Raw genomic sequence first — 12,294 nt, 5'->3', positions numbered from 1 at the left:
GAATGGCATTGTGCTTTGGCATGGGGTCTGGCTGGCAAGCCTGGCAGGTAATACACGTTTTGTCTCTCGCAAGATTTCAACCTAGGGTTCGGCTTGCCGGACCAGATCGAGATCGGGTTTACGGTATCGAACTGGCTGGATCCGAATCTGACGGGACCAAAACTGGTTGTGTGACCCGGTCATTTTGGCTGGATCGTTGCAATTAAGTTGGAACAGGAAAAATCATGATTCAAATGCAGACCACGCTGGACGTGGCCGACAACACAGGTGCGCGTTCCGTAATGTGCATCAAGGTGCTGGGCGGCTCGAAGCGCCGTTATGCCGCCATCGGTGACATCATCAAAGTTACCGTCAAGGAAGCGGCCCCGCGCGGACGCGTCAAAAAAGGCGAAATCTACAACGCTGTAGTGGTTCGTACCGCTAAGGGCGTGCGCCGCAAAGACGGTTCGCTGATTCGTTTCGGTGGCAATGCCGCCGTTTTGCTCAACGCCAAGCTGGAACCCATTGGCACCCGCATCTTCGGACCCGTTACGCGCGAACTGCGTACCGAGAAGTTCATGAAGATCGTGTCTCTGGCTCCCGAAGTGCTGTAAGGAGCGCGAAAAAATGCAAAAAATTCGCAAAGGCGATGAAGTTATCGTGCTGACCGGCCGTGATAAAAAACGCCGCGGCACCGTACTGCAACGCGTCGATGCAGACCACGTCATCGTGGAAGGCATCAACGTAGTGAAAAAACACGTTAAGGCCAATCCCATGGCTGGCACGCAAGGCGGCATCGTCGACAAGACCATGCCCATCCACATCTCGAACGTTGCTCTGTTCAACCCCGAGACCGGCAAGGGCGACCGCGTCGGCATCCAGGTGATCGACGGTCAGAAGACGCGTGTTTATCGTTCCAACGGCAAAGTCGTTGGCGCCAAGGCATAAGGGGCGGATAACATGGCACGTTTACAAGATTTCTACCGCGAAAAAGTGGTTGCCGACCTGCAGAAGCAGTTTGGTTACAAGAGCATCATGGAAGTACCCCGCATCACCAAGATCACCCTGAACATGGGCGTCTCGGAAGCGGTTGCTGACAAGAAGATCATCGAGAACGCGGTTTCGGACATGACCAAGATTGCTGGTCAGAAGCCCGTCGTGACCAAGACCCGCAAGGCTATTGCCGGTTTCAAGATTCGCGAAGATTACCCGATCGGTTGTATGGTGACCCTGCGCGGTCAACGCATGTACGAATTCCTGGATCGCCTGATCGCCGTGGCCCTGCCGCGCGTGCGCGACTTCCGTGGTGTGTCGGGTCGTGCGTTCGACGGTCGCGGCAACTACAACATGGGGGTTAAAGAGCAAATCATCTTCCCCGAAATCGAGTACGACAAAATCGACGCAGTGCGTGGTCTGAACATCAGCATCACTACTTCTGCCAAGACGGACGAAGAGGCCAAGGCGCTGCTCGGCGCGTTCAGCTTCCCGTTCCGCAACTAAGGGGCGCAACGTGGCTAAACTTTCCCTGATCAATCGCGACATCAAGCGCGCCAAGCTGGCTGAGAAATTCGCCGCCAAGCGCGCCGCACTGAAAGCGATCATTGACGACCAGTCCAAGTCTGACGAAGAACGCTACCAGGCTCGCCTGCAGCTGCAGCAACTGCCTCGCAACGCGAACCCAACCCGTCAACGCAACCGTTGCGTTATCACCGGGCGCCCACGTGGTGTCTTCAAGAAATTCGGTTTGACTCGCCATAAAGTGCGCGAAATGGCAATGCGCGGCGAGATCCCCGGTATGACCAAGGCCAGCTGGTAGGAGAAATACACATGAGCATGAGCGATCCAATCGCCGATATGTTGACCCGCGTGCGCAACGCGCAGATGGTCAACAAAACGTCGGTCAGCATGCCCTCCTCGAAGCTGAAGGCAGCCATTGCTGCCGTGCTGAAAGACGAAGGCTACATCGAAGACTTCCGCATCGCTGGCGAACAAGCCAAGCCCGAGCTGGAAATCACCCTGAAATACTATGCCGGCCAGCCAGTCATCGAGCGCATCGACCGCGTCTCGCGCCCTGGACTGCGCATCTACAAAGGCAGCGCAAGCATTCCTCAAGTCATGAACGGCTTGGGTGTTGCCATCGTGTCCACCTCGCGTGGCGTGATGACCGACCGTAAAGCACGCGCAGCCGGCGTTGGTGGCGAAGTGCTGTGCTACGTGGCATAAGGAGAACATCATATGTCACGCGTCGCTAAGTATCCCGTTTCTCTGCCCAAGGGCGTGGAAACGACCATTGCCGCCGATCAGATCACGGTCAAGGGCCCCCTGGGCACCCTGGTCCAGCCTCTGACTGGCGATGTCACCATCGAGCTTCAAGACGGTCAGCTGTCATTTGCCGCTGCGAACGAAACCCGTCACGCAAACGCAATGTCCGGCACCGTGCGCCAACTGGTCAACAACATGGTTGTTGGCGTCAGCGCCGGTTTCGAGCGCAAGCTGAGCCTGGTTGGCGTGGGTTTCCGCGCACAGGTCCAGGGCAATGCCTTGAAGCTGCAGCTTGGTTTCTCGCACGACATCGTGCATGAACTGCCTGAAGGCATCAAAGCCGAGTGCCCCACCCCGACGGAAGTCGTGATCAAGGGTTCGAACAAGCAGGTGGTTGGTCAGGTTGCCGCTGAAATTCGTGGCTATCGTCCACCAGAGCCCTACAAGGGCAAGGGTGTGCGTTATGTCGACGAACGCGTCATCCTCAAGGAAACCAAGAAGAAATAAGCCTGCAGGCAAGGACGAATCATGGACAAGAAACAATCCCGTATGCGTCGTGCAGTGGCTACTCGCCGCAAGATCGCCGAGCTGCGCGTACACCGCCTGTCGGTGCACCGCACGAATTCGCATATTTACGCGAGCATCATCTCGCCCGAAGGCGACCGCGTTCTGGTCAGTGCTTCCACTGCCGAGGCCGAGGTTCGCAAAGAATTGGCCGTTGGCAGCAACGTTGCGGCCGCCAGCCTCATTGGCAAGCGCGTCGCCGAAAAGGCGAAGGCCGCGGGTATCGAGTAGGTTGCTTTCGACCGCTCGGGCTTCCGTTACCATGGCCGCGTGAAAGCGCTGGCCGAGGCCGCGCGTGAAGCCGGCTTGAAATTCTAAAGGAATTATCAAATGGCTAAAGCACAAGGCAGACAGGCTCCAGAGCAAGAGCGCGATGATGGCCTGAAAGAAAAAATGATCGCGGTCAACCGCGTCAGCAAAGTGGTCAAGGGCGGTCGCACCATGAGCTTTGCATCGCTGGCCGTGGTCGGTGACGGCGATGGTCGCATCGGCATGGGCAAGGGCAAGGCACGCGAAGTGCCCGTGGCCGTTCAGAAAGCCATGGAACAGGCCCGCCGCGGTCTGATCAAGGTGCCTCTGAAGAACGGCACGCTGCACCACACCGTCGTTGGCAAGCACGGTGCCTCCACCGTTCTGATCTCGCCCGCGGCCGAAGGTACCGGCGTGATCGCCGGCGGCCCAATGCGCGCTATCTTCGAAGTGATGGGCGTACGCAACGTCGTGGCCAAGAGCCTGGGTTCCAGCAACCCTTACAACATGGTTCGCGCTACATTGAACGGTCTGCGTGCCTGCTCGACACCGGCTGACATTGCTGCCAAGCGCGGCAAGACGGTCGAAGAAATTCTGGGGTAAGTCATGGCACAGAAACAAATCAAAGTAACGCTGGTGCGTTCGATCATCGGCACTAAGCAAAGCCACCGCGACACCGTGCGCGGCCTGGGTCTGCGCCGAGTCAACTCCAGCCGTGTATTGGTTGATACTCCTGAGGTTCGTGGGATGATCCGCAAGGTGGATTATCTGGTTACGGTCTCGGAAGCCTGAAAGGAATCGGGATGTCTGAATTGCAATTGAACAAGCTCAAGCCCGCCGCCGGCGCCAAGCACGCTGCTCGCCGCGTAGGCCGCGGCGTGGGTTCCGGCTTGGGTAAAACCGGCGGCCGTGGCCACAAAGGCCAGAAATCCCGTGCCGGCGGTTTCCACAAAGTCGGTTTCGAAGGCGGTCAAATGCCTTTGCAGCGTCGTCTGCCCAAGCGTGGTTTCACCACCCTGGACGGCCACCTGTACGCAGAAGTGCGTCTGTCCGAACTGCAGAAGCTGGATGTCGAAGTCATCGACGTCCAGGCCCTGAAGCAGGCCGGCGTGGTTGGCCAAATGGTGCGTTACGCCAAAGTCATCAAGTCTGGTGAACTTTCCCGTAAAGTTGCGCTGAAAGGCATTAATGCAACGGCCGGCGCCCGCGCCGCGATCGAAGCAGCCGGCGGCTCGCTGGAATAAAGAAGGGGTCACGGTGGCAAAAGCTCAGGCACAGAGTAAATCGGGTCCGCGCTACGGCGATTTGAAACGTCGTCTCGTTTTCCTGTTGCTCGCCCTGGTTGTCTACCGCTTGGGTACGCACATTCCGGTACCAGGCATCAATCCTGATGCCTTGTCCGAACTGTTCACTCAAAACCAGAGTGGTATTCTGGGTTTGTTTAACATGTTCTCCGGTGGTGCTCTGGAGCGATTCTCGGTGTTCGCTCTGTGAATCAAGACCTACATCTCTGCGCCCAGCATCATGCAATTGATGACCGCTGTGGTGCCCACGCTGGAAGCGATCAAGAAAGAGGGTGAGTCTGGTCGTCGCAAGATCAAGCAATACACCCGTTACGGAACCGTGTTTCTGGCACTGTTCCAGGGAGTCGGGATTTCCATCGCTCTCGAATCGCAGCCCGGATTGGTCATCGACCCCGGCATGCTGTTCCGCTTTACTACAGTGGTTACGCTGGTAACCGGCACCATGTTCGTCATGTGGCTGGGCGAGCAGATCACTGAACGAGGCCTGGGCAATGGTATTTCCATCCTGATCTTCGCCGGTATCGTAGCAGGCCTGCCTAATGCACTGGGCGGCATGCTGGATCTGGTGCGTACGGATTCCGTGTCGATTCTGTCGTCCCTGTTTATCCTGGTTTTGGTAGCCGCCGTCACGTACTTCGTCGTCTTTGTCGAGCGTGGTCAGCGTCGTATTACGGTCAACTACGCCAAGCGTCAGGTAGGTAACCGTATCTATGGTGGTCAAAGCTCGCATTTGCCGCTCAAGCTGAACATGGCAGGCGTGATCCCTCCGATCTTCGCCTCGTCCATCATTCTGCTGCCAGCGACGATTGCCAACTGGTTTTCCAGCTCGCCCGGCCTGGGCTGGCTGCGTGAAATCGAAGCCGCTTTGTCGCCTCGTCAGCCGCTTTACATCACTCTGTTCTCCGCGCTGATCATCGTTTTCTGCTTTTTCTACACGGCCCTGGTGTTCAACAGCCGTGAAACCGCAGACAACCTGAAAAAGAGCGGAGCCTTCGTCCCAGGCATCCGTCCCGGCGACCAGACAGCGCGTTACATCGACAAGATCCTGATGCGTCTGACCCTGGCCGGTGCGATCTACATCACCCTGGTATGTTTGGTTCCAGAGTTCCTGCAAATGCGCTGGAATGTACCGTTCTACTTCGGCGGCACATCCTTGCTGATCATTGTTGTAGTAACCATGGACTTCATGGCGCAGGCCCAGGCCTATGTCATGTCCCAACAATACGACTCGCTGCTCAAGAAGGCTAACTTCAAAGGCTCGAGCCTGCCTATGCGGTAATGTGAAAATGGCAAAGGACGACGTCATTCAAATGCAGGGGCAGGTTCTTGAAAATCTGCCCAACGCAACTTTTCGCGTCAAGCTGGAAAATGGTCACGTAGTGCTCGGATACATTTCAGGCAAGATGCGTATGCACTATATCCGGATTCTGCCGGGCGACAAGGTCACTGTGGAGCTCACGCCCTATGATCTGTCCCGCGCACGAATTGTGTTCCGCTCCAAATAAGCGGCCGGTTACAGGAAACTAGGAGTCAAACCATGAAGGTAATGGCATCGGTAAAGCGGATCTGCCGCAACTGCAAAATCATTAAACGTCATGGCGTGGTGCGTGTCATCTGCACCGATCCACGTCATAAGCAGCGTCAAGGCTAATTCGCCGAAACGCAACCGATTTAACAAGGAATAACCATGGCCCGTATTGCCGGCATTAACATCCCGCCGCATCAACACGCCGAAATCGGTCTTACCGCGATTTTCGGCATTGGTCGCACCCGCGCTCGCAAGATTTGCGAAGCTTCGGGTATCGAATACTCCAAGAAAGTCAAGGATCTGACCGACGCAGAGCTCGAGCGCATCCGTGAACAGATCGGCCAGTTCACCGTCGAAGGTGACCTGCGTCGTGAAGTCCAGCTCTCGATCAAGCGTCTGGCTGACTTGGGAACTTACCGCGGCATGCGCCACCGCCGCGGTCTGCCGGTGCGCGGCCAACGTACTCGCACCAACGCCCGTACCCGTAAAGGTCCGCGTCGTGCCGCCGCGTCCCTGAAGAAATAATCGAGGAATAGAAGATGGCCAAAGCTTCTAGCAGCGCTTCTCGCGCACGCAAGAAAGTCAAAAAGAGCGTGTCGGACGGTATTGCACACGTCCACGCTTCTTTCAACAACACGATCATCACGATCACTGACCGTCAGGGCAATGCTTTGTCCTGGGCTACGTCGGGTGGCGCGGGCTTCAAGGGCTCGCGCAAATCCACGCCGTTCGCCGCGCACGCTGCCGCTGAAACAGCCGGCCGCACTGCCATGGAATACGGCATCAAAAATCTGGAAGTTCGCATCAAGGGCCCCGGCCCAGGCCGTGAATCGTCTGTGCGCGCTCTGAATGCTCTGGGTATCAAGATCACCAGCATTGCAGACATCACGCCGATTCCACATAACGGCTGCCGTCCGCCCAAGCGTCGTCGCATCTAAGGGGAAGCTACGTGGCTCGTTATATTGGACCAAAATGCAAACTCTCGCGCCGCGAGGGTACCGATCTGTTTCTGAAGAGCGCCCGCCGCTCGCTCGATTCCAAGTGCAAGCTGGAATCGCGTCCTGGTCAGCACGGCCGCACCTCCGGTGCCCGCACGTCTGACTTCGGCCTGCAGCTGCGCGAAAAGCAAAAGCTCAAGCGCATGTACGGCGTGCTGGAAAAGCAGTTCCGCAAGTACTACGTCGAAGCCGACCGCCGTCGTGGCAACACCGGTGAGACGCTGATCCAGCTGCTGGAATCCCGCCTGGACAACGTCGTCTACCGCATGGGCTTCGGCTCCACGCGTGCAGAAGCTCGCCAGCTGGTGAACCACCGCGCCATCGAAGTCAACGGCCACACCGCTGACATCGCTTCCATGCTGATCAAGGCCGGCGACGTGGTTGCCGTCCGCGAAAAGGCCAAGTCCCAGTCCCGCATCAAGGAATCCCTGGAACTGGCCACCAGCAATGGTCTGCCACAGTGGGTCGAAGTCGACGCCAGCAAGCTGTCCGGCGTCTTCAAGCAAGCCCCCGATCGCGCGGATGTCGCTCACGACATCAACGAATCGCTGGTTGTCGAGTTGTACTCGCGTTAATTTTTCCGCGAACAAGGCTCCAACAGTTCAGCAAAGCAAGCCCACTTCCCGATTCTTCGGCAAGTGGGCTTTGCGATACTTCCTCGCTGGCTTAGGCCAGTTTCCGTCAGCCTTATCGGTGTAACGAGCCGAGGGTATTGAAAAGGAAATCGAATGTCTCAAGGTTTTTTGAAACCCCGTTCCATTGAAGTTGAACCCATCAGCAAGAATCACGCCAAGGTGATCATGGAGCCCTTCGAGCGCGGCTACGGCCACACGCTGGGCAACGCACTGCGCCGTATCCTGCTGTCCTCCATGACCGGCTACGCACCCACCGAAGTGCAGATCACCGGCGTGGTGCACGAATACTCCACGTTGCCCGGCGTTGGCGAAGACGTGGTCGACATTCTGCTCAACCTCAAGGGCGTGGTCTTCAAGCTGCACAGCCGTGAAGAAGTCAGCCTGATCCTGCGCAAGGAAGGCGCCGGCCAGGTTCTGGCCAGCGACATCGAGCTGCCGCACGATGTCGAGATCATCAATCCCAATCATGTCATCGCCACGCTGACCGACGATGGCAAGCTGGAAATGCAGATCAAGGTCGAGCAAGGCCGCGGCTATGTGCCCGGCAACGTGCGCGCCCTGGCTGATGATCGCACCCACACCATTGGCCGCATCGTGCTGGACGCGTCCTACAGCCCCGTGCGTCGCGTGAGCTACGCGGTCGAGAACGCCCGTGTGGAACAGCGCACCGACCTGGACAAGCTGGTCCTGGACATCGAAACCAACGGCGTGATCTCGCCCGAGGAAGCCGTGCGCCAGTCCGCCCGCATCCTGATGGACCAGATCTCCGTGTTTGCCGCCCTGGAAGGCGTGGGCGATGCCTACGAAGCGCCTGTACGCGGCGCGCCGCAGATCGATCCCGTCCTGCTGCGTCCCGTGGACGATCTGGAACTGACGGTTCGTTCGGCCAACTGCCTGAAAGCCGAAAATATCTACTACATCGGCGATCTGATCCAGCGCACCGAAAACGAACTGCTCAAGACTCCGAACCTGGGCCGCAAGTCCCTGAACGAGATCAAGGAAGTTCTGGCCGCGCGCGGCCTGACCCTGGGCATGAAGCTCGAGAACTGGCCTCCACTGGGTCTGGAACGTCCCTAAGCAGTAAAAACAGGACGATGGCGCGCCCAAAAGTGTGCTATTGTCCTGTGTTGTCCATCCGGTCCGCAGCCTTGCTGATAGAAGAACCGGGTTTACGCGTGCCGCATGTGCGGCGCGCCAATTAGATTCATTCATTAGGAAATCATCATGCGTCACCGTCACGGTCTTCGTAAACTGAATCGTACCAGCAGCCACCGTCTGGCCATGTTCCGCAACATGTCCGTCTCCCTGCTGACCCACGAAGCCATCAAAACCACCCTGCCCAAGGCCAAAGAGCTGCGCCGCGTGGTCGAGCCCCTGATCACCCTGGCCAAGAACCCAACCGTGGCCAACCGTCGTCTGGCGTTTGCCCGTCTGCGCGATCGCGACGCCGTGACCAAGCTGTTCGACGTCATCGGCCCTCGCTTCCAGGAGCGCAACGGTGGTTACACCCGCATCCTGAAAATGGGTTTCCGTCAGGGCGACAATGCTCCCATGGCTTTCATGGAGCTGGTCGACCGTCCAGAAGCCCAGGAAGAAGCCGCCGCTGAATAAGCGCCGCTTTTTTCGGCAATGAGCTTGAAACGGGCCCTTCGGGGCCCGTTTTTTTATGGTTTTAATTACTCCAAGTAATTGCCATATAAGGGTTTTTACTAAGAGCCACGGGGCGAAACATTTTACAATTCAAATAATTGCAGGCATTCGATAAAGCCTGCACTTCTCGGATAGTGAGCGTCTGCCGGCCTTCCTAAAATCTGCTCCATGCCGGGCCCGCCAGCGTGGCGGCCTGCATCAGGACAATGACTATCGGGAGACCTGCCATGGCACAGAACACATTGCTCACACACGACAAATTTCTGCTCGGCACCTTCGCCACCAATTGCGGCGGCGGCATGACGGTGTCCACCTTGCCCGACCGCTGGCAGGCCACCTGGGAAAACAACCTGAAGCTTGGCCGTCTGCTGGATGAGGCCGGCATCGATTTCATGCTGCCCATCGCCCGCTGGATCGGCTACGGCGGCCAGACCGATTTCCATGGCTATGTGCTGGAAACCGTGACCTGGGCGACGGCATTGCTGGCCAATACGCGCAATATCAGCGTGTTCGCCACGGTCCATACGGTCGCCAATCATCCCGTCGTGCTGGCCAAGCAGATCGCCACCATGGCCCAGATGAGCGGCAACCGCGTGGGCCTGAACATCGTGGCAGGCTGGAACAAGCCCGAGTACGACGCCCTGGGCCTGGACCTGCCCGACGACCACGAAACCCGCTATGGCTATGCCCAGGAATGGTTCGACCTGATCAAGAAGATCTGGCACCACGAAGGCCGCTTCGACTGGAACGGGCAGTATTTCAAGGCCAAGGGCGTCTATGGCAATCCGCGCCCCGAGTTCGATCCGCCCATCTTCAATGCGGCCGGATCGGGGCAGGGCCGCGAGTTCGCCAGCCGCAACGCCAATTTCCTGTTCACGCCGGCCATGGAGCTGGATCGCTCGGCCAAGGAAGTGGCCGAGCTCAAGGCCCAGGGCCGCGCGCAGGGCCGCAAGGTGGACGTCATGACCTTCTCGCATGTGGTCTGCCGTCCGACCGAGGCCGAGGCCAAGGCTGAATGGCAGCGCATCCTGGACAACACCGATGAAGGCGCCGTGGACAATCTGATGCGCCTGCAGTTCGCCCACGCGCATTCCTTCCCGCATGAACTGCTGGCCCAGATCCGCGAGCGCATGGCGGCCGGCCATGGCGGCTTCCCGCTGGTGGGCACGCCCGAGCAGGTGGCCGACGGCCTTTGCGCCCTGCACCGGGCGGGCTTCCGGGGAACAACCCTGTCGTTTGTCGACTATGTGCAAGAGTTTCCGTACTTCCGTGATACTGTGCTGCCCTTGCTCCGGCAGCGCGGCATCCGTTGACCACGCGCCTGTGTGCAGGCCTTGCCTTGAACGGCGAGGCCGCGCCGGGCTGGATTGATACGGCGCGAAGGCGCCACTGAATCGCGGCGGGCAAGCTCCGGTCCTGGGCCGGAGCTTGCGTGCCTGGAACAGATAAGGTGAATCATGCCTGTTGAATTGGCTCCTCCCATACAGATTGAAGAAGCGCTGCGCACTCCCGTCGTCTCGGCGGAGCAGTTCAAGCAGGCCATGCGTCACCTGGGCGGCACCGCCAACGTCATCACTGTGGAACACGAGGGCCGGCGCAGTGGTTTGACCGCCACCTCGGTGACGTCGGTGGCGGCCGACCCGGCGGAAGTGCTGGTGTGCGTCAACCAGAGCTCCTCGTCCTGGCCGCTGCTGCGCGACAGCGGTCTGTTCGGCGTCAATATCCTGGGCGCCGAGCAGGCGGGCCTGGCGCTGCAGTTCGCCGGTTTCAAAGGCGAGCAGGGCGAGGCGCGCTATGCGGGCCATGACTGGCTGCGCACCGAGCATGGTGTCTGGCTGGCGCGCCAGGCCCCGGCCGCGCTGGCCTGCCAGGTCGTGGAGATCGTCGAGCGCCACAGTCACGCCCTGGTGCTGGGCCGGGTGCTGCAGGTGCACCACGCCGAGCAAGTCCAGGACTCGCCGCTGCTGTACTGGCAGGGCCGTTTCGGTCGCTTCCAGGACCAGTAGGCATATCGGCTCAGGCCTGTCCGCACGGTCTTGCCCGCTTGCCGGCAGGGCCTAGGGATAGTCTCGATGTTGCGCTGCGCAAGGCTGTGCCAAGATGGGCACGGCCTTTTTTTCGCCCATCGCTTCGCTCATGACCTCTTTACTGAAACGCTATGCCCAGCTGCATTCGCAGGATGTGGAGCGCGTTCAGCAGCATATCTCCCAGGTGTTCTGCCCGCACAGATTGACGCTGGCCGATGGCTGCCGCGGCCTGGATGCGCGCCTGTTCCTGCGCCAGGGACAGGACGTGGCCTACGGACGCCTGCGCTATGGGGCGCAGGTGCGCATCGAGCCCCAGCCCCTGGACGATTTCTATCTGCTGCAGATACCGCTGTGCGGCCAGGAGCAGATACAGACGGCGCACGGCCGCTTCGCCTCGACTTCTCGTCTGGCGTCCATCATCAGCCCGACGCAGCCCTTCAGCATGGAGCACAGCCTGGAAGCCGACAAGCTGTTCGTGCGCATAGGCCGCCGGGGACTGGAGCGCCATTACCGCGATTATTTCGGCCAGGAGCCGCGCGGCGCGCTGGAATTCCAACCTTCCATTCCGCTGGACGAACCGGGCGGCGCCAGCTTGCGCCGCCTTCTGGACTGGCAGTTCGCGGAGGTGTCGGAGGGCGCGCTGTTCGACCAGCCCCGCCAGGTGCGCCAGTTCGAGCAGACCCTGGCCTACGCCCTGTTCGAACTGCACGCCCACAACCAGGCCGGGCATCGCGCCGAGGTGGCGCTGCCGCATGTGCTGCGGCGCGCCCTGGAATTCATGCAGGGCCATGCGGGCCAGGCGATCGGCATCGTCGACATCGCGCAGGCGGCGGGAGTCAGCGTGCGCAGCCTGTACGCGGGCTTCCGGGACCATCTAGGCGTCTCGCCCATGGCGCGCCTCAAGCAGATGCGGCTGGAGGCGGCGCGCAGCCAACTGCTGCAGGGCGGCGCATCCGTCACGGACGTGGCGCTGGCCTGCGGTTTCACGCACCTGGGTCAATTCTCCGCCGACTATCGGCGCTGTTACGGCGAACGCCCCTCCGATACCCTGGCCGGCCGACGCGCTGCGGGCCGGGCCAGCTGAACGCCACGAGCGCG

Annotated in this window: 19 protein-coding genes and 2 pseudogenes; all 21 read left to right on the top strand. The window is 59.6% G+C overall.

What is annotated here, in order from left to right:
* The first annotated feature begins 224 nt into the window (after positions 1 to 224).
* Entirely contained in the window at positions 225 to 593 is a 369-nt protein-coding gene (gene rplN / locus ACWPWO_RS16205) for a 50S ribosomal protein L14 (RefSeq protein ID WP_003805375.1), read from the top strand.
* 13 nt (positions 594 to 606) lie between these two features.
* Positions 607 to 927, top strand: a complete 321-nt coding sequence (gene rplX / locus ACWPWO_RS16200) for a 50S ribosomal protein L24 (RefSeq protein ID WP_394062792.1) — start codon at positions 607 to 609, stop codon at positions 925 to 927.
* Between the two features lie 12 nt (positions 928 to 939).
* The gene (gene rplE / locus ACWPWO_RS16195; protein WP_394062790.1) at positions 940 to 1,479 is read left to right on the top strand and encodes a 50S ribosomal protein L5; all 540 of its coding nucleotides are present in this window, start codon (positions 940 to 942) and stop codon (positions 1,477 to 1,479) included.
* Between the two features lie 10 nt (positions 1,480 to 1,489).
* Entirely contained in the window at positions 1,490 to 1,795 is a 306-nt protein-coding gene (gene rpsN / locus ACWPWO_RS16190; RefSeq protein WP_394062788.1) for a 30S ribosomal protein S14, read from the top strand.
* Positions 1,796 to 1,806: 11 nt separating this feature from the next.
* Complete coding sequence (rpsH, locus tag ACWPWO_RS16185) at positions 1,807 to 2,202, top strand: 30S ribosomal protein S8 (protein ID WP_394062786.1); 396 nt, start codon at positions 1,807 to 1,809, stop codon at positions 2,200 to 2,202.
* Between the two features lie 12 nt (positions 2,203 to 2,214).
* Entirely contained in the window at positions 2,215 to 2,748 is a 534-nt protein-coding gene (rplF, locus tag ACWPWO_RS16180) for a 50S ribosomal protein L6 (protein WP_394062784.1), read from the top strand.
* A 21-nt stretch (positions 2,749 to 2,769) separates the two neighbouring features.
* Positions 2,770 to 3,123: pseudogene (gene rplR / locus ACWPWO_RS16175) on the top strand (50S ribosomal protein L18).
* A 12-nt stretch (positions 3,124 to 3,135) separates the two neighbouring features.
* The gene (gene rpsE, locus ACWPWO_RS16170; RefSeq protein ID WP_316990896.1) at positions 3,136 to 3,657 is read left to right on the top strand and encodes a 30S ribosomal protein S5; all 522 of its coding nucleotides are present in this window, start codon (positions 3,136 to 3,138) and stop codon (positions 3,655 to 3,657) included.
* Positions 3,658 to 3,660: 3 nt separating this feature from the next.
* On the top strand, positions 3,661 to 3,846 hold the full coding sequence (rpmD, locus tag ACWPWO_RS16165; RefSeq protein ID WP_394062780.1) for a 50S ribosomal protein L30: 186 nt from the start codon (positions 3,661 to 3,663) through the stop codon (positions 3,844 to 3,846).
* Between the two features lie 11 nt (positions 3,847 to 3,857).
* Positions 3,858 to 4,298, top strand: coding sequence for a 50S ribosomal protein L15 (gene rplO, locus ACWPWO_RS16160; RefSeq protein WP_394062778.1), 441 nt, complete (start codon positions 3,858 to 3,860; stop codon positions 4,296 to 4,298).
* A 13-nt stretch (positions 4,299 to 4,311) separates the two neighbouring features.
* A pseudogene (secY, locus tag ACWPWO_RS16155) lies at positions 4,312 to 5,637 on the top strand (preprotein translocase subunit SecY).
* A 7-nt stretch (positions 5,638 to 5,644) separates the two neighbouring features.
* Positions 5,645 to 5,863, top strand: coding sequence for a translation initiation factor IF-1 (infA, locus tag ACWPWO_RS16150; protein WP_003805361.1), 219 nt, complete (start codon positions 5,645 to 5,647; stop codon positions 5,861 to 5,863).
* Positions 5,864 to 5,895: 32 nt separating this feature from the next.
* Entirely contained in the window at positions 5,896 to 6,009 is a 114-nt protein-coding gene (gene rpmJ, locus ACWPWO_RS16145) for a 50S ribosomal protein L36 (RefSeq protein WP_003805360.1), read from the top strand.
* A gap of 36 nt (positions 6,010 to 6,045) precedes the next feature.
* Positions 6,046 to 6,411: a 30S ribosomal protein S13 gene (rpsM, locus tag ACWPWO_RS16140; protein ID WP_394062774.1), complete on the top strand. Its 366-nt coding sequence runs from the start codon at positions 6,046 to 6,048 to the stop codon at positions 6,409 to 6,411.
* A gap of 14 nt (positions 6,412 to 6,425) precedes the next feature.
* Positions 6,426 to 6,824 (top strand): 30S ribosomal protein S11, encoded by a 399-nt coding sequence (rpsK, locus tag ACWPWO_RS16135; protein WP_454007420.1) that lies wholly within the window; start codon positions 6,426 to 6,428, stop codon positions 6,822 to 6,824.
* 11 nt (positions 6,825 to 6,835) lie between these two features.
* Positions 6,836 to 7,459, top strand: coding sequence for a 30S ribosomal protein S4 (gene rpsD / locus ACWPWO_RS16130; RefSeq protein WP_394062770.1), 624 nt, complete (start codon positions 6,836 to 6,838; stop codon positions 7,457 to 7,459).
* A gap of 153 nt (positions 7,460 to 7,612) precedes the next feature.
* Positions 7,613 to 8,596 (top strand): DNA-directed RNA polymerase subunit alpha, encoded by a 984-nt coding sequence (locus ACWPWO_RS16125; RefSeq protein WP_454007419.1) that lies wholly within the window; start codon positions 7,613 to 7,615, stop codon positions 8,594 to 8,596.
* Between the two features lie 147 nt (positions 8,597 to 8,743).
* A complete protein-coding gene (gene rplQ, locus ACWPWO_RS16120) occupies positions 8,744 to 9,130 on the top strand; it encodes a 50S ribosomal protein L17 (RefSeq protein WP_394062767.1) in 387 nt (128 codons plus the stop codon).
* Between the two features lie 266 nt (positions 9,131 to 9,396).
* Positions 9,397 to 10,482, top strand: coding sequence for an LLM class flavin-dependent oxidoreductase (locus ACWPWO_RS16115; RefSeq protein ID WP_454007418.1), 1,086 nt, complete (start codon positions 9,397 to 9,399; stop codon positions 10,480 to 10,482).
* A 144-nt stretch (positions 10,483 to 10,626) separates the two neighbouring features.
* Positions 10,627 to 11,175: a flavin reductase family protein gene (locus tag ACWPWO_RS16110; protein ID WP_394062763.1), complete on the top strand. Its 549-nt coding sequence runs from the start codon at positions 10,627 to 10,629 to the stop codon at positions 11,173 to 11,175.
* 130 nt (positions 11,176 to 11,305) lie between these two features.
* Positions 11,306 to 12,280 carry an AraC family transcriptional regulator gene (locus ACWPWO_RS16105; protein WP_454007417.1) on the top strand — a complete coding sequence of 325 codons (975 nt, stop codon included), beginning with the start codon at positions 11,306 to 11,308 and terminating at the stop codon, positions 12,278 to 12,280.
* The last annotated feature ends 14 nt before the right edge of the window (positions 12,281 to 12,294 follow it).

Source organism: Alcaligenes sp. Marseille-Q7550, from assembly GCF_965112015.1.
Note: the sequence above shows the minus strand (reverse complement) of the source record. Positions and strands in the feature narration are given on the sequence as shown.